The organism is Sphingosinicella sp. SM1-17, from assembly GCF_056821765.1.
In genome coordinates this window covers 1,108,802-1,124,598 of the sequence record NZ_JBPDIO010000001.1, presented here as the reverse complement: position 1 = coordinate 1,124,598, position 15,797 = coordinate 1,108,802, and the positions used below count along the sequence as shown (strand labels likewise).

The following is a 15,797-nucleotide window of genomic DNA, read 5'->3' as shown; positions in this document are numbered from 1 at the left end:
TTCGCCTTCTGCCATATAGGGGCCTTATGCCCGCTTTCGTTCACCCACGGCTGGAAGACGTGCCGCTCGAGGCGGCCTTGCACGCGCTCGCCGATCCTTCCCGGCTGGAGATCGTCAGGCGCCTGGCTCGAGAAAGCGAGCTATCCTGCTCGGCCGCCGCGGCTGCCGACGTTCCGAAAAGCACGCTCAGCAACCATTTCAGGATCCTTCGCTCGGCTGGGCTGATTCGGACTCGGCCGGCCGGTCGCGATCATCTCAGCTCGCTCAGGCGCGAGGAGTTCGACGCGCGTTTTCCTGGCCTGCTCGACGCGGTTCTCGCTCAGGAAGTGCCTGGCCCGGTAGAAGCCGATATTCCCCAGCGCCGAGCGAGCCGCTAACGCCTTCTCCTGGATGGACCGGGAGGTTGGAATGACGAACTGGCTGCTGGCGTGCATGGCCGCTTTCCTGGTCTGGGGATGCGCGACGTCCCCGTCCGCCGAGGCGGACAGCCTCGACGGCATCGCGCGCGACTATGTCCGCCTGACGCTCGAAGCGGACACGCATGAAGAAGGTTATGTCGACGCCTATTATGGCCCGCCGGAATGGCGCGAAGCGGCGCGTGCCAGCCCCAGACCGGTCGCCGAACTTGCCGCCGAAGCCGCACAGCTGCACAGGCGGCTGTCGGAATTGCCGGTCCCTGCCGACCACTTGGAAGCCCGGCGGCGCGAGTTCCTGATCGCCCAGCTCACGGCGGCGCGCACGCGGCTGCGGATGATCCAGGGCGAACGGCTCAGTTTCGAAGAAGAGGCGCAGGGGCTCTACGGCGTGACTCCTCAGCTCCAGCCTCTAAGCCATTATGATCCGGTGCTCGCCCGGATCGATGCCCTCGTGCCGGGCCCCGGACCGCTGGCCGATCGCGTCGAAGCCTTCATGAACCGCTTCACCATTCCGGCCGACCGGCTGGACGCCGTCATGCGCGCCGCCATCGACGAATGCCGGCGCCGAACCCTTCGACACATTGCCCTTCCGGAAAGCGAGACGTTCACACTCGAGTTCGTGACCGACAAGAGCTGGTCGGGCTACAATTGGTACCAGGGCAATTACCGCAGCCTGATTCAGATCAACACCGACCTGCCGGTGCGCTTGAGCCGAGCGGTCGATCTCGGCTGTCACGAGGGGTATCCCGGCCATCACGCCTTCAATGTCCTGCTCGAGCGCGATCTGGCACGGGGCCGGGGCTGGACCGAGTTCATGGTCTACCCGCTCTATTCGCCGCAGAGCTTCATTGCGGAAGGCACGGCCAATTACGGGATCGAGCTCGCTTTTCCCGGGGAGGAGCGGCTCGAGTTCGAGACCCGGATTCTCTATCCGCTCGCCGGCCTGCCGACCGCCGACGCGGCCCGCTATCTCGCGCTCCAGACGGCGACCCAGGCACTTTCCGGCGCCCGATTCACCATCGCCCGCGATTATCTCGAAGGCCGGCTGAGCCGCGAGCAGGCGGTCGAGCTGACCCAGCGCTACCAGCTCGTGTCCCGCGCGCGGGCGGAGCAATCGGTTGCCTTCACCGATCAGTATCGGAGCTATGTCATCAATTACGGGCTCGGCCGCGACATGGCCCGGCAGCACATAGAGGGCGTCGGGCCGGACGTGGCGACTCGCTGGGCGGCGATGCGTCGGATCCTGTCGGAGCCCACTTTGCCTTCCCATCTGACGGGGGACCGCTGATGCGTTGCTTCTTCGATTCCCGGCAGAGCGCGCATGCGCCGGCGCTGGAACTCCATAACGGCGCCTTCATCCCCTTCGCTGAACATCCCGGACGAGTGGAATCGATCCTGGCGGCGCTGGGCTCTGTGGAAGCGCCGACCGATCATGGCGAAGCTCCGCTACGGGCCGTCCATAGCGGCGACTATGTCGACTTCCTGCGCTCGGCCTGGGACGAGTGGAGGTCCGCAGGACGACCCGGCGATGCCGGGGCCTATGCCTGGCCCGTCGTCCGGCGCCGGCCGCTCAAGCTCCAGCGAATCGACGCCCGACTGGGAGCTTTCAGCTTCGACGCTTCGAGCCCGATCGCCGCCGGCACGTGGGAAGCGGCTTACTGGGGCGCCCAGACGGCCTTGACCGCGCTCGACACTCTGCTCTCCGGGGCGCGCACGGCCTTCGCCCTGTGCCGTCCGCCGGGCCACCATTGCGGCGCCGACTATCTCGGCGGCTATTGCTACCTCAACAACGCCGCCATCGCCGCTGAGGCCGGCATTGCCGCCGGCAAGCGGGTCGCCATCCTCGACATCGACTATCACCACGGCAACGGCACACAGGACATATTCTACGAGCGTGGCGACGTGCTCTTCCTTTCCATCCACGCCGATCCCGCCACCGACTATCCCTATTTCTGGGGGCATGCGGACGAGACGGGCGAGGGCGAGGGGCAAGGCGCGACCCTGAACCTGCCGCTGGCGAGAGGCTCGGACCTCCAGGCCTACCTACCGGCGCTCGATCGGGCGCTGGAGGCGGTCCAAGGGTTCGGAACCGAACTCCTCATCTGTTCCTATGGCGCCGATACGTTCGTCGGAGACCCGATCTCCCACTTCCGGCTGAACACTCAGGATTATCCTGTGCTGGCACGCCGGATCGCCTCGCTGGAACTGCCGACCCTTGTCGTCATGGAGGGCGGTTATGCGGTGGACTCGCTCGGAGCCAACGTCGCCGCCTTCCTTTCGGGCTTCTGACGACGCTCGATGGGCCGGCCGTTGCGCTTGCATGGCGGGCGTCTCGATTCGGGCCGTCGGTACCCGTTGCCGTGGCGACGGCACGCCTGTTTGCAGTAAGAGCCTGACATGGCGAGGGGTCGACGAGAAGGAGTATTGATTGCCGGCGGAGGTCCCGCCGGCTGCCTTGCTGCGCTCGCTTTGGCACGGCTTCGGCCTGATATCCCCTTCCTGATCGTCGAGGAGCAGGAACGGTTCGGCGGCGAAGGCTTCCGCTTGCAACTCGACGCCGAACGCGAGGGGACCGAGCTTCCGTCACGACTGGTCGAGCAAAGCTGGCCCGGATTCTACATCGTCTTGCCGGGCTCCAGCCGCAAGCTGAAGGCGCCGATGACCGGCTTCTCGTCCAGTGCGCTACACCAGGCGATGGTCGAAACGTTGCGACCGGAACAGTATCGACTCGGGACTCGGATCGTTGCGGTTCGCGAGGACGCGCTGGTGCTCGACGGCGGAGAAACGATCAGAGCCGAGGGCGCGATCGACGCGCGCGGAGCCGCCAACCTTTCGATGCTCGAGCTGCTCTACGAGGTACGGCTGGAGCGTGAATATCGCTTCGCTGCGCCGCATCGGGTCGACCGCCCGGTGCTGGTCGACACCAGCCTCAGTTTCAACGGCGGCTCCACCTCGATTCAGTGCATTCCGCTCGCCGAAGACCGGCTGATCGTTGCCGAGGTGGCGGTTGCGGAGCGCGCGTCTCCCGACGCCGAGGCGCCGTCTCGGCTTGATCATTATGTTGCGCAACGCGGCTGGCGCTCGCCTTCGATCGAGGCCGAGCGGATCATCGCCCGACCGCTGCCCTTTGGCGGCGACTTCGCCGCCTTCTGGCGGATTGGCGGCGCCCGCGTGGCGAAGATCGGCGTGCGCGGCGGGTTCCTCAATCCGCTCACGGGAGATTCGGTGGCGGCCGCTGCGCGGACGGCGCGGCTTCTCGCGGAACAACGCGATTTCTCAGGTCCGGCCTTGCATGACCTGTTCGAGGATCAGGCGAGGCAACTCTGGCGCCGCCGCGAGTTTCTCCGCTCCGTGATCGGGGCCCTCGCGTCCGTTCCGCCCGCTGAAAGGCACAGGATATTCGATCGGCTGTACAGGCTCGATCCGAACCTGATCATCGGTCTTCGGACGGACAGCCTCGGAATGTTCGACCGCCGCCGGGTCCATCGCGCACTGAACCCCTGAACCTGAAATCTTCTTTTTTGAAGGTGTGTCGGCAGGATGCGGCCGCGCTCCTTCCACGGCCGCTCGGCTCCGGGTCGGGAGATCGGAATTTTGTGACTTGAATTCTGCGACAAATGTCGCATGCTACAAACGTAGCGATCGGCTGGTCAGCAGGGCAAGGCGGTGACGGCGAGCATCGGCTCGAACGTCCCGCGGGACCTGGTCGGCGATCGCTCCGAGAAACGAGGAAAGGCCGAGAATGAAGAAGATTGCCTTCGCCGTCGCCGCTCTCGCGAGCGTCGCTCCGGCAACCGCGCAAACCCCGGTCGCCGTTCCCGCCTTCGACTCCGTGCAGCTTCGCGGCGGCGGGCGAGTGACGATCCGTCCGGGCGCTGCTCGGCGGGTCAATCTTGTTCGAGGCAGCCTCGAAATGACTCGGTTCACGGTCGATCAGGACGGTCAGCTCAGGATCGACGCCTGCGTCCGGACCTGTCGCAACTACGACCTGGCTGTGGAGATCGTGACTCCAGATCTTGAGGGTGTCGCGATCCACGGCGGCGGGCAGATCCGTGCCGAAGGCCATTTCCGCCAGCGATCGTCGCTCGCTACCACGATCAGCGGAGGCGGCCTGATCGACGTCACCGCTCTGGCCGCCGAGGCTGTCTCAGCGGCGATCAACGGGGGAGGCTCGATCAGGATTCATCCGCGCCGGACGCTCGCAGTGACGATCAATGGCGGCGGAACGGTCGCCTACCAAGGCGATCCGGCGGTCACCACTCGAATCAATGGCGGCGGAACCGTGCAGCGGGCTTCAGCCCGCTGATCGAAATCGGAAGGGAGACGCGCAGCGGCGACCCCGAACAAGAGCAGGGCGCAGAGCGTCGATCAGGCGAGCCGGCCGCACATCTGGATCGGCTGGGCCATGTTGAAATAGTTGGGAGAGGTAGCCAGCACCGCCTGATGGATTTCCTCGAACTGCTCACGAGTGGCGTCGCCCTCGAGATGAACGGTGAAATTGATCCGTCGATAACCGGGCGGCAGGTTCTCATCGAGGCCGAGGAAGCCGCGAAGGTCGAGCTCGCCCTCGGTTTCGATCCGGCAGTCGTCCAGGTGGATGCCACGTAGCGTCGCCTGTGCCACGTAGCCCACCATCATGCAGGCATTGACCGCGGAAAGCAGAAGTTCCTGGGGATTCGGGGCGGTATCGGTTCCAAGCAATTCTCGCGGCTCGTCGGCAACGATCGTATAGCTCCTCTCGACAGCCTCACCCGCGCAGGTGAAGGACTCGACGACCGATTCGGAGCGCGTCCGTCCTTTCCATTGAGTTCTGACGCGAAAGCTGGCGCTGGCGCATGCCGGATCATTCTTCACCTTCCCGATCATGTCGTCGAGCGCATGAAGGTCGAGGCCGTTGACCGGGGGTCGGCTGGTGACGTCGAGCATGTGTCTTCTCCCCTGTTGTTGCTTGGTCTTCGGCTCAGCAAAGGGCCGGGATGGTCTCGGCGAGCGGCGCCTTCGCGACCGGCAACAAGCCGTCGAGGGTGGCGCGGAAGTTCGGGTGGATCAGTCCGGACTCGATGTAGGTGAAGCGAAGCGCCAGATATTGCTGGCGGAGCAGCCCCGATCGACTTGACGGGCCCAGGCGCCGACCGACCGCGGCCTCGAACGAGTCGAGGTTGAGCTGCGACTGGCCCTTCAGCGCTTCATCCAGAAAGTCGATGATCCCGAGGAACGCGTCGAGTGTCCGGTAGATCTCTTCCGGTGCGCCAAGTCCGGCCGCGAGGTGTTCGGCGATCGCTGTTGCGAGGCGGGCCTGCCGCGACCGCCCTTTGGCGTGATTCCGGAACAGGCTTCGAAAATGCGGATCGAGGTTCCCGCCATTCGAGCTCCCGAGATGGTTCTGCGCCATCCAGCCGACCATGACGATGATGAGCGCGACGGCCAGTGGGTCGCGGCTCAGGATCCGGGCGGTCATTCGATCCGCCGGTCCGATCGTGGCGCACTCCACTCCATATCGTTCGCAGAACAGCTTTCGGACGTGGACAAGAGACGGAGATTGCCTGCCCGGTCCGGGCTCGAAACCGAGCAGAGGCCGGTTGCCTTGGCTGTCCAGCGGCAGCTTGCGGGCGTGATCGAGCAGAAAGGGCTCGATGAACCCGTCGAACAGGCTCGACAGTGTCAGATATTCGCATCCGCGGATCTGGTTCAGGATCCGGCGATCTTCCCGGCCGAGGAAGGGGATGGCCGCGGTTCGCGCCAGCGACTCGGGCATGAATTCCCGACCGAAGTCGAGCGACGGCCGCGAGGAACGATCCTCGCTGATTGGCCTGGCGGCGCGGCAGGAGAACGATCCACCCCCGATTTCGAGTTCGTGATGCATCGGATCCGCCTCTCGCCGCCGAGCGAAAGCTCAGGCGACGGAGGATTGATCGGTGACCGGCTGCTGGAGTGCCAGCGAGCCGAGGACGCCGCTCAGCGTCGCCGAGCTGCAGCCGAGGGCCGCAGCGACGGCGAGCGCCAGGCGAAGGCGACCCTTCTTTCTGTTCGCCGTAGTGGTCATCTTGAATCTCCCAATTGCCGCCGGAACTCGACGGCGAAAAGGCATCTGGAGGAGACTCGTCACAGGCGAATGCTGTCGCTCGAAGAAAATTGTTTCAATTGTTACAGCAGGCACACGATCCTGCTATACCTTTGACGCAGCTTGAGTCTGTCCGAGGGGGAGGACGAGTGCTCGGTAGTTCGAATCTTGAGCCCATCAAAGCGGCGGTCGTCAGCTCATCGCTCGACGGCGTGATCGTGATTGACGAGCAAGGCCTCGTCCTCGGGCTCAATCCCTCCGCCCGGGCCATGTTCGGCTATGAACGCGAGGAAGCTGTCGGCCAGCCGATTGCTGAACTGATCGTCCCCGAGCATCTGCGCGAGGCGCACCGCCGCGGTTTCGCAGCCTATCTCGCCGGCGGCGAGCCGCGCGTCCTGGGGAAGCGCGTGGAAACCCAGGCCCGGTGCAAGGACGGCCGTCTCATTCCCGTCGAGCTCAGTATTCTCGAAATCAAGGTCGAAGAGCGTCGAGTCTTCACTGCGACCATACGGGACCGATCGGAGGATGCGGCCCAGGAGGAAGAGTTTGAACAAACTCGTCGGCGGCTGGAGCTCGCCATCGAAGGCGCCGAGCTCGGCATCTGGTCCTATCATCCGCGCACCGGCGTTTCCTGGTATTCCGACCGGGTCAAGGAAATCGTCGGTTTCGAGGAGAACTTCCTCACCGACGGCGAGCCCTTCCGCCAGCGCGTTCACCCGGACGACCGCGACCAGCTCGTCTTCGACCGCAACGAGGATTTTCCCGAAGGCCCGGTCGCCGCCGAATATCGGGTCATTCGTCCCGATGGCGAGATACGGTGGCTCCACAGCCTCGGCGCCGCCGAACGCGACGCCAATGGCGAAGTGGTCGCCATTCACGGGGTGATCATCGACATAACCGACCGGAAGCAGGCCGACGACGAGCTCGAACGCATCCGGCAGCATTTCGAACTGGCCATTCAGGGAGCGAATCTCGGCGTCTGGTCCTACGATCCGAAGAGTGGCTCGGCCTGGTTCTCGGACCGGGCTCGCGAACTGCTGGAGCTCGACGACAATTTCCTGACCGATGCGCGCAGCCTCAGCGCTCATGTCCATCCGGACGACTGGGAGGCTCTCGCGGCGCCCTATCTGACCTCCTATCCGCGCGATCCACTCCCGATCGAATATCGGGTGATCAAGCGCGACGGCGGGATCCGCTGGGTGCATGCCCTTGGCGCGGCAATCCGCGACGACCATGATGTTCCCCAGACGGTTCACGGGATCGTCGCGGATATCACGGCTCGCAAGGAGGCCGAGCAGGAGCTGGAAAGCTCCCGCCACCGGCTGGAGCTTGCAGTCGACGGTGCCAAGCTCGGCACCTGGACCTTCGATTTTCGGACCGGCAAGACCTGGTATTCCGAGCGATCCAAGAAAATGTACGGACTCGCTCCAGAAACCGAGATGGATACCGAGGTCATTCGCCGCGCTGTTCATCCCGATCACTGGGAGGAAGTGTCCACGCCCTATCTCACCGGTTTCATCGAAGATCGGGTGGAAGTGGAATATCGGGTCGTCCACCCGGACGGATCGGTCCGCTGGATCTATTCGCTTGGCGCGGCCACTCGCGACCAGAGCGGCGCGCCTCAGACGGTTCACGGCATCCATCTGGACATCACCGAGCGCAAGGAAGCCGAGGCCGAGCTGGCCGAAACGCGCAAGCAGCTGGAGCTTGCCGTCGAAGGCGCGAAGCTCGGGTCCTGGACGGTGGATCCGCAGACCGGCATCACCTGGTACTCGGCCAGGTCGCGCGAACTCCACGGTCTCGACAAGGATACGCCGCTCACCGCCAAGGCTCTGAAGCCGTTCATCCATCCCGACGACTGGGACCTCGTCCTCGATTCCTACCGCAAGGACTTTCCGGACAACCGGATCGCTCTCGAGCACCGGGTCGTCTGGCCCAACGGCGAAGTGCGCTGGTTGCAGTCGATCGGCACGGCCTATCGCGACTCGTCGGGCAAGGTTCGAACGATCAGCGGAATCCACCTCGACATCACGGAGCAGAAGCGGGCTCAGGCGGAACTGGAGCGATCGCGCGAGGCGCTTTACCAGTCCGAGAAGCTCGCCGCCTTGGGTTCACTGCTTGCCGGCGTCAGCCATGAGCTCAACAATCCACTCGCGGCGATCGTCGGCCAGGCGGAAATGCTTCAGGAGGATGCGCAGGGCACGCCGTTCGAGACTCGAGCGAAGAAGATCAGCCAGGCGGCCGAGCGCTGTTCGCGAATCGTGCAGACCTTCCTTGCCATGGCTCGGCAGAGGGAACCGCAGCGCAGCCTTGTCGCCGTCAACGATGTCATCGCCTCCGCGCTGGATCTTACCGAATACCCACTGAGAACTGCCGGAATTGCCGTTCAGGTCACCTTTGGAACGGCCCTGCCGCTGGTCGAGGCGGACCGGGACCAGCTTCACCAGGTACTGGTCAACCTGATCGTCAACGCCCAGCAAGCGATGGAAGGCGGCGAAGCGTTCGAGAAGACGCTGACGATTCGAACGTCTGTCGACGCGTCGGGGCGAGTTCTGGTCGACGTCGGCGACACCGGGCCGGGCGTTCCGGAGAAAGCCCGCCAGCGAATCTTCGAGCCCTTTTTCACCACCAAGCAGGGGAGCGGCACCGGCCTTGGCCTGGCCTTTTCCCAAGGCATCGTCGAGGCGCATGGCGGATCGCTGACACTCGAGCCAAGCCGTCGCGGCGCCACCTTCCGGATCGCCCTTCCGGCAGCGCCCCAGAGCGAGCTGGTGGCTGTGCCGATCGAACCGGAGCCGCCCAAGGTCCGCGCCGGCGGCCGGGCCCTTGTCGTCGAGGACGAGGTGGACGTTGCCGACACCCTTCGCGAGCTGCTTGAGCGCGAGGGCTATGAGGTGACTGTCGCCCATGACGGAGCCGCTGCGCTGATGGCCCTCGACAGGGGCGATTTCGATCTGCTGCTTTCGGATTTGCGCATGCCCGGAGTCAGCGGACCGGAACTCCATGCAAGACTGACGGAGACCCGGCCGGAACTTCTGGGCAGAATGGCTTTCGTGACGGGCGACACGCTTGGGACGAGCATGAACGAATTCTTGCGCAATTGCGGGCGGCCCGTACTCGAGAAGCCGTTCACGAAGGTGGGGGTGCGTTGCCTGATCGCCGCCGTCACCGCTTCGGGAGGGGAATCATGACGGAAGCCGCGCATATTGTGGTGGTGGACGACGACCAGGACGTTCGCGAGACCGTGGCCGAATATCTGCGACGCAACGGCTTTGCGGTTACCGAAGCCGACGGCGGCGGCGCTCTGCGCGAGGTGATGGCTTCGCGTCCGATCGACCTTGCCGTTCTCGACATCAACATGCCCGGCGACGATGGCCTCACCCTGGCGCGGGAGATTCGCGGCCTGGGCAATGCCGGTATCATCATGCTGACCGCCAACAATGACGATCTCGACAAGATCGTTGGCCTGGAGGTTGGGGCGGACGACTATGTCACCAAGCCTTACAATCCGCGCGAGCTGCTCGCCCGGGTGAAGGCCGTCCTGCGCCGGGCTCGAGCGTCCAGCGGCGAGGCAACGGCGACGCTCGGGCGCGAAGTGCAGATGGGCAAGTGCCGGCTCAATCTCGACGAACGCAAGCTATACGAAGCCGACGGGACGGAGGTGCCGCTGACCGCGATGGAGTTCGACCTGCTGCGCACCTTTGCCGAACATCCGCGTCGACCCTTGACCCGCGATCAGCTGCTCGACCTTGCCCACAACAAGGAAATCGAGCCGTTCGATCGATCGATCGACACTCGGATCGCACGGATCCGCCGCAAGATCGAACCGGATCCCTCCAAGCCGGACTGCATCCGCACCGTGCGCGGCGCCGGCTATCTGTACAATCCCGATTGCCGGACTCGCTGAGCCTTGAGCCCGATCGGCCCGGGCGATGCGCGGGACGCGCCGTGAACCTGGAAAGCGGAACATGACCCTCGCAACTCGACTGGCTGCCGCACTTCTCCTTGCCTTGCCGGCCACCGAGGCTGCCGCCGCAGCCGACCGGCCGCGGGCTCGGGAGGCCGGAATCGAGATCGGTATCCTAACGGCCGGGCCCGAAAATGCGATCACCGACGTCACTGGCGTGCGCGTCGGCCACGTCACCCTGATCGAAGGCGCCTCGATCCGTACCGGAGTGACCGCAATCCTCCCGCACCCGGACAATCTCTATCAGAACAAGGTCCCGGCCGGCTTCGCCGTCGCAAACGGCTACGGCAAGTTCATGGGCTCCACCCAGGTCGACGAGCTGGGCGAGATCGAGACTCCGATCCTCCTCACCAACACTCTGGCAGTGACCGAAGCGGCTTCCGCCATCATCGACTGGACCCTGGCTCAGCCCGGCAACGAGCAGGTTCGGTCCGTCAACGCCATTGTGGGCGAAACCAATGATGGCTTCCTGAACGACATCCGAGCGCGGCCGGTAAGGCGGGAACACGCGCTTGCCGCCATCGCCGCGGCCCGCGGCGGGCCGGTCGCGGAAGGATCCGTTGGCGCGGGCACCGGAACCGTGGCCTTCGGCTGGAAGGGCGGGATCGGCACCAGTTCGCGCCGGCTACCCGAGCGGCTCGGCGGCTGGACTCTCGGAGTGCTTGTTCAGACCAATTATGGCGGCGTTCTCAGCATCGCCGGCCTACCGGTCGGACGGGCCCTCGACCGTTACTACCTCCGCGACCAGCTGCAATCGTCATCAGGGGACGGGTCGGTGATCATCGTGATCGCGACTGACGCACCCCTTTCCGATCGCAACCTCCAGCGGTTGGCCGAGCGCGCCTTTCTGGGGATCGGCCGCACCGGCTCGCCGATCACCAACGGCTCGGGCGATTATGCCCTCGCCTTTTCGACCCATTCGGGAGTGCGTCGGACCGCAGAGCGGCGGAGCGCCGTCGCAACCAGCCAGGAACTTCCCAACGAGATGGTCTCCCCGCTTTTCCAGGCCGTCGTCGAGGCGACGGAGGAAGCGGTCGTCAATTCGCTGTTCGCAGCACAGGACATGGACGGCGATCAGGGACGGATCGAAGCCTTGCCGATCGACCCGGTCGTCGAGCTCTACCGCCGCAGCCGCCGTCGCTGAGCGTCGCGTCAAAAGCTGGCACCCTTGACAGAATCGCGCCCCGAAGGCAGAGGCGGCGCGACAAGGGCGGCGGCTTCGCCGCTTTTATTTTTTCGCACCCTTCAGTTTGAGAGAGGCTGTCATGGCCAAGCCGACCACGGTGAAGATCAAGCTCGTCAGCACCGCCGATACGGGCTTCTACTACGTCACCAAGAAGAATCCTCGGAACATCACCGAGAAGATGAGCTTCCGCAAGTACGACCCGGTCGCGCGCAAGCATGTCGAGTTCAAGGAAGCCAAGATCAAGTAAGACGGGGGGCGTCGCCCTCCTCGCCTGATTCTTCCTCAGAAGCGGCCGGCGGTTCAAGTCGGGCCGCTTCTGGCGTTTCGGCGGCCCGAATGCGCTCGGCCGCCGCGGCGAGCAACCCGGCCACCGCTTCCACGAATCGGATCACCGAGATCGGCTTGGAAACATAGCCCTCCGCGCCGGCATCCCGGATTCGTTCCTCGTCGCCGCGAGCGGCATAGGCCGTCACGGCCATGATCGGGATCGGCCTGAGCTCCGGATCCCCCTTCATCTGCTCGATCAGCTCCAACCCGCTGACATGGGGCATCTGGATATCCATGATGACGAGGTCCGGAGCGAAAGCGCGAGCCCTGTCGATCGCCTCGCGTCCGTCGCGGACGGGCTCGGCATCATAGCCGTGAGCGCGCAGCAAGTCGCAAAACAGCTTCAGGTTGAGCTCGTTGTCCTCGACAACCAGGATTTTCTGTCCCACGCGCGGCGGTGTAGGCCATGACTGATGAACAAACAAATGATCCGGAAGCCGAGGCGCTGCAGGCGCTCGGCTGGACTTTGAGCGACGATTCGCGCGCGGCGCGCTTCCTTGCGCTGACCGGACTGACTCCGGAAACCCTGCGATCCAGGATCGGCGATCGAACCACTCTGGCCGCTGTTCTGCTGTTCCTCGAGGCGCATGAGCCCGACCTCGTGGCCTGCGCCAAATATCTCGGGCTGACTCCGTTGCAGTTGGTCGAGATACGCCGCAGACTGGAAGCATGAGTTCAAGCGTTCGTGCCGGCACGGGCAGGCCGCTCCTGATCAGCGATTGTGACGAGGTGATCCTTCATTTCGTCACCCATTTCGCCGAATGGGTCGAAGAAGCGGCCGATCTTCAGTTCGCTTTCGATTCCCCCGGATTCGTCGGGGCACTCAGGAGCAGGGATGGGCAGATCGTTCCGCAGGAGCGTGTCTGGCCCCTGCTCGACATGTTCTTCGAGCGCGAGATGCACCGGCAGAACGTGGTTCCAGGGGTGGTTGACGCTCTTCGCACCCTTTCCGAGCATGCCGACATCGTCATTCTGACGAATATCGGCGACGAATTTCAGGCGAACCGGGTTGCTCAGCTCGAAGCGTTCGATATCCGCCACCGGGTGCTTTGCAACAGGGGCGGCAAGGGACGGCCCGTGCAGGAACTTGTGGAGAAGATGAAGCCCAGGGCGACGGTGTTCGTGGACGACCTGGCCGTCCATCACGAATCGGTCGCGAAGCACGCGCCCTTTGTCCATCGGCTGCACATGATCGCCGAACCGCGGCTTGCGGCCGTGACTCCGCCAGCGCCCCACGCTCATGCCCGAATCGACGACTGGAATGTCGCCTTGCCCTGGATTCTTGCCGCCATCGACGAAGGGGAAATGCCTTGAGCAGAATCGCGTTCATCACCGGAGTTACCGCCGGTATCGGCCAGGCCACCGCCAGGCGATTGGCCGCCGATGGCTGGACCGTGATCGGCACGGGTCGGCGCCGGGCGCGGCTCGATTCGCTGGCCGATGAGCTCGGAGAGCGGCTCCGGCCGATCGAGTTGGACATGCGCGACCTCGAAGCCGTCCAGCAGGCGGCACGGGAGGCAGGACCCGTCGATCTGCTCGTCAACAATGCGGGACACGCTTCCGCGATGGAGCCGCTTCAGGATTCCGAAATGGCTGCCCTGCAGTCGGTCATCGAAACGAACATCACCGGCCTCGTCGCGTTGACCCGGGCGCTGCTTCCCCGGCTGATCGAGCGTCGGGGCGCCGTCATCAACCTCTCCTCGGTCGCGGCGACCTATCCCTATCGGGGCGGCGCCGTATACGGCGGGAGCAAGGCGTTTGTCCGGCAATTCTCGCTCGACCTCAGATGCGACCTACACGGCACCGGCGTTCGGGTGACGTCGATCGAACCGGGAATGGCGGAAACCGAGTTCACTCTGGTTCGCACCGGCGGCGATCAAGCCGCCTCAGAAGCGCTCTATGCGGACATGGATCCGATGACCGCGGAGGATATTGCCGAATCGATCCACTGGGTGGCGAACCTCCCGCCGCACCTCAACATCAACACGATCGAGCTGATGCCGGTCAGCCAGAGCTTTGCCGGCTTCGTCGTGGCGCGGAAGTCGAAGCCGAGCTGAGCCTCAGGCCGGGGTGGGGGCAGGCTCCTCCGGGTGCGCCGGCGATATCGACCGCGAATCCCCGATCTCTCGAACGCTGGTCCGCACCGGAAGGGCGGCATTGATCCGACCGGTTGCGGATGCGATCGCCGACTTGAGCTCCGCCTTCCGGAAAGGCTTGGTAAGGCATGGCAGATCGGGAGCGGCACTCCCTGCCGATTCGTCTCCCGACATCAGCAGGAAGGCGGTCTTCGGGCTGTGTTTCCTGAGCAGTCTAACCAGATCGGCGCCTGTCATCCCGGGCAGGAGGTGATCGGCGATGACGAGCTGAACGCGCAGGCCTCCGCCGACGAGTCGGACGGCTTCCTCTCCCGACTTCGCCTCCACCACATCGAAGCCGAATTCCTTGAGCAGTTCCGCCGTGGTTCTTCGAACAAGATCATGATCGTCGACCAACAGCGCCGTCTCGCGGAACGCCTGCGTCTCAGGCGACTTGCCCTGACCCGTCTCGGCAGAGCGGCCCGACCAGGGGGGAAGCCACAGCCTTGCCGTAGTACCGCCTCCCGGCGCGCTGGTCAGTTCCAGTGCGCCGCCAAGCTGCGAGGCGAGACCGTGGACCATGGACAGGCCGAGACCCGTCCCCTCGCCCACCGGCTTGGTCGAGAAGAAGGGCTCGACGGCACGGGCCAGGGTTTCGTCGTCCATCCCGAAGCCGGTGTCGGTGACGCTGATCTGCAGATAGGTTCCGGGAGCGAGAGCGGACCTCCGGGCCTTCACATCCTCTTGCCTGGCGGCGATCGTCAACAGCCCGCCGGACGGCATCGCGTCCCTGGCGTTGAGGCTGAGGTTCAGGAGAGCCAGTTCCAGTTCGTTCGGATCGGCCAACGCGCAGGGCAGGTTCTCCGCCACGTCGAGCTCCACCCTGATCTGCGGACCAAGAGTGCGAACCACCAGGTCCTCCATTCCGATGATCAAATCGGCTATGTCCACGGGAACCGGTTGGATCGGCTGGCGCCGGGCAAAGGCCAGCATCCGACGGATCAACTGGCGGGCGCTTTCCGCCGATTTCAGCGCCGAATCGATCAGCCGCCGGTCTCGCTCACCGACATTCTCCCTCAGGCGATCGAGATTGGCGATGATCGGGGTCAGCAGATTGTTGAAGTCATGAGCCAGACCGCCAGTCAGCTGACCCAGCGCTTCAAGCTTCTGCGATTGCCGGAGAGCATCCTGGGCCAACAGCAGCTCGGCCGTCCTCGCCGCCACGCGCTCTTCGAGAGTGGCGTTGAGTCGGGCGAGTTCGTCCTTGGCGCGCTTGTGTTCGGTGAGGTCGACCAGGGCTCCATGGATCCGAACCGCTTCACCAGTCTCGTTGCGAACGACGTGGCCACGAGCGTACAGCCAATGGTCGCTGCCATCGCTTCGGATCACCCTGAATTCGAAATCGAACGGCCGGTCATGCTCGATGCTGGCGCGCGCCGCATCCTGAAGGCCGTCAAGGTGCGCCGGGTCGATGTGCCCGCGCCACAATTCCTGAGGAAGGACGAGCTCCTTCGCGGGGAGCCCCAGAAGTTCCGCAGCCATCGGCGAGAGCACGCAGTCGCGTGTGTCGAGGGGCACGAACCAGGAGCCGGTCCGTCCGGCCTCGCAGGCGAGACGAAGAAGATCCTGCTGTTCGCGCAGCGCGATCATGGTGGTCGCCGACGAAGGCTCAACCTGTTTGGAACTTCGGGCCGTCGAACCCGAATCGCTGCCGCCTCGGCGACGCGTGTCTCTGGAGCTGCTCATGCTCACCTCACGGTCGCCC

The 15,797-nt window shown here is 64.7% G+C and carries 16 protein-coding genes and 1 pseudogene; 12 read left to right on the top strand and 5 right to left on the bottom strand.

All coding sequences use genetic code 11. The features are described from left to right. Nucleotides 1–26 precede the first annotated feature (26 nt). The 5 genes from ACRYLT_RS05730 to ACRYLT_RS05710 all read left to right on the top strand — a co-directional run bounded on the left by ACRYLT_RS05730 (nucleotide 27) and on the right by ACRYLT_RS05710 (nucleotide 4,722). Nucleotides 27–377 (top strand): ArsR/SmtB family transcription factor, encoded by a 351-nt coding sequence (locus ACRYLT_RS05730; RefSeq protein ID WP_482663142.1) that lies wholly within the window; start codon nucleotides 27–29, stop codon nucleotides 375–377. 31 nt (nucleotides 378–408) lie between these two features. Continuing rightward, nucleotides 409–1,704, top strand: coding sequence for a hypothetical protein (locus ACRYLT_RS05725; RefSeq protein WP_482663141.1), 1,296 nt, complete (start codon nucleotides 409–411; stop codon nucleotides 1,702–1,704). Beyond that, nucleotides 1,704–2,705 carry a histone deacetylase family protein gene (locus ACRYLT_RS05720; protein ID WP_482663140.1) on the top strand — a complete coding sequence of 334 codons (1,002 nt, stop codon included), beginning with the start codon at nucleotides 1,704–1,706 and terminating at the stop codon, nucleotides 2,703–2,705. Before ACRYLT_RS05725 ends, ACRYLT_RS05720 begins: the two co-directional genes overlap by 1 nt. Nucleotides 2,706–2,813: 108 nt before the next feature. Then, the gene (locus ACRYLT_RS05715) at nucleotides 2,814–3,920 is read left to right on the top strand and encodes a lycopene cyclase family protein (protein WP_482663139.1); all 1,107 of its coding nucleotides are present in this window, start codon (nucleotides 2,814–2,816) and stop codon (nucleotides 3,918–3,920) included. A gap of 238 nt (nucleotides 3,921–4,158) precedes the next feature. Then, nucleotides 4,159–4,722 (top strand): GIN domain-containing protein, encoded by a 564-nt coding sequence (locus tag ACRYLT_RS05710; protein ID WP_482663138.1) that lies wholly within the window; start codon nucleotides 4,159–4,161, stop codon nucleotides 4,720–4,722. Nucleotides 4,723–4,784: 62 nt separating this feature from the next. Here the strand turns inward: ACRYLT_RS05710 and ACRYLT_RS05705 are convergent, their stop codons facing one another. Genes ACRYLT_RS05705 through ACRYLT_RS05695 form a run of 3 tightly spaced genes read right to left on the bottom strand, consistent with a single transcriptional unit; the run spans nucleotide 4,785 to nucleotide 6,459 of the window. After that, entirely contained in the window at nucleotides 4,785–5,342 is a 558-nt protein-coding gene (locus tag ACRYLT_RS05705; RefSeq protein ID WP_482663137.1) for an OsmC family protein, read from the bottom strand. Between the two features lie 34 nt (nucleotides 5,343–5,376). Further along, nucleotides 5,377–6,279 carry a hypothetical protein gene (locus ACRYLT_RS05700; RefSeq protein ID WP_482663136.1) on the bottom strand — a complete coding sequence of 301 codons (903 nt, stop codon included), beginning with the start codon at nucleotides 6,277–6,279 and terminating at the stop codon, nucleotides 5,377–5,379. Between the two features lie 30 nt (nucleotides 6,280–6,309). Continuing rightward, a complete protein-coding gene (locus tag ACRYLT_RS05695; protein ID WP_482663135.1) occupies nucleotides 6,310–6,459 on the bottom strand; it encodes a hypothetical protein in 150 nt (49 codons plus the stop codon). 167 nt (nucleotides 6,460–6,626) lie between these two features. Between ACRYLT_RS05695 and ACRYLT_RS05690 the strand changes: the two genes are divergently transcribed. From ACRYLT_RS05690 to rpmG, 4 genes are all read left to right on the top strand, one after another. Beyond that, complete coding sequence (locus ACRYLT_RS05690) at nucleotides 6,627–9,668, top strand: PAS domain S-box protein (RefSeq protein WP_482663134.1); 3,042 nt, start codon at nucleotides 6,627–6,629, stop codon at nucleotides 9,666–9,668. Then, complete coding sequence (locus tag ACRYLT_RS05685; protein ID WP_482663133.1) at nucleotides 9,665–10,384, top strand: response regulator; 720 nt, start codon at nucleotides 9,665–9,667, stop codon at nucleotides 10,382–10,384. The genes ACRYLT_RS05690 and ACRYLT_RS05685 overlap by 4 nt, the downstream gene beginning before the upstream one ends. 61 nt (nucleotides 10,385–10,445) lie before the next feature. Beyond that, nucleotides 10,446–11,588 (top strand): DmpA family aminopeptidase, encoded by a 1,143-nt coding sequence (locus tag ACRYLT_RS05680; RefSeq protein WP_482663132.1) that lies wholly within the window; start codon nucleotides 10,446–10,448, stop codon nucleotides 11,586–11,588. Nucleotides 11,589–11,709: 121 nt separating this feature from the next. After that, complete coding sequence (gene rpmG, locus ACRYLT_RS05675; RefSeq protein ID WP_114954538.1) at nucleotides 11,710–11,877, top strand: 50S ribosomal protein L33; 168 nt, start codon at nucleotides 11,710–11,712, stop codon at nucleotides 11,875–11,877. A 109-nt stretch (nucleotides 11,878–11,986) separates the two neighbouring features. Here the strand turns inward: rpmG and ACRYLT_RS05670 are convergent. Then, nucleotides 11,987–12,346, bottom strand: a pseudogene (locus tag ACRYLT_RS05670) (response regulator); the annotation flags it as partial. 17 nt (nucleotides 12,347–12,363) lie between these two features. On the opposite strand from ACRYLT_RS05670, the gene ACRYLT_RS05665 reads away from it, so the two are divergent. Genes ACRYLT_RS05665 through ACRYLT_RS05655 form a run of 3 tightly spaced genes read left to right on the top strand, consistent with a single transcriptional unit; the run spans nucleotide 12,364 to nucleotide 14,014 of the window. Continuing rightward, nucleotides 12,364–12,630 (top strand): DUF3572 domain-containing protein, encoded by a 267-nt coding sequence (locus tag ACRYLT_RS05665; RefSeq protein WP_482663131.1) that lies wholly within the window; start codon nucleotides 12,364–12,366, stop codon nucleotides 12,628–12,630. Continuing rightward, nucleotides 12,627–13,271 carry an HAD family hydrolase gene (locus tag ACRYLT_RS05660; protein ID WP_482663130.1) on the top strand — a complete coding sequence of 215 codons (645 nt, stop codon included), beginning with the start codon at nucleotides 12,627–12,629 and terminating at the stop codon, nucleotides 13,269–13,271. Before ACRYLT_RS05665 ends, ACRYLT_RS05660 begins: the two co-directional genes overlap by 4 nt. Further along, nucleotides 13,268–14,014, top strand: coding sequence for an SDR family NAD(P)-dependent oxidoreductase (locus tag ACRYLT_RS05655; RefSeq protein ID WP_482663129.1), 747 nt, complete (start codon nucleotides 13,268–13,270; stop codon nucleotides 14,012–14,014). Before ACRYLT_RS05660 ends, ACRYLT_RS05655 begins: the two co-directional genes overlap by 4 nt. A gap of 3 nt (nucleotides 14,015–14,017) precedes the next feature. Here the strand turns inward: ACRYLT_RS05655 and ACRYLT_RS05650 are convergent, their stop codons facing one another. Then, nucleotides 14,018–15,682, bottom strand: a complete 1,665-nt coding sequence (locus ACRYLT_RS05650) for an ATP-binding protein (protein ID WP_482663128.1) — start codon at nucleotides 15,680–15,682, stop codon at nucleotides 14,018–14,020. Between the last annotated feature and the right edge of the window lie 115 nt (nucleotides 15,683–15,797).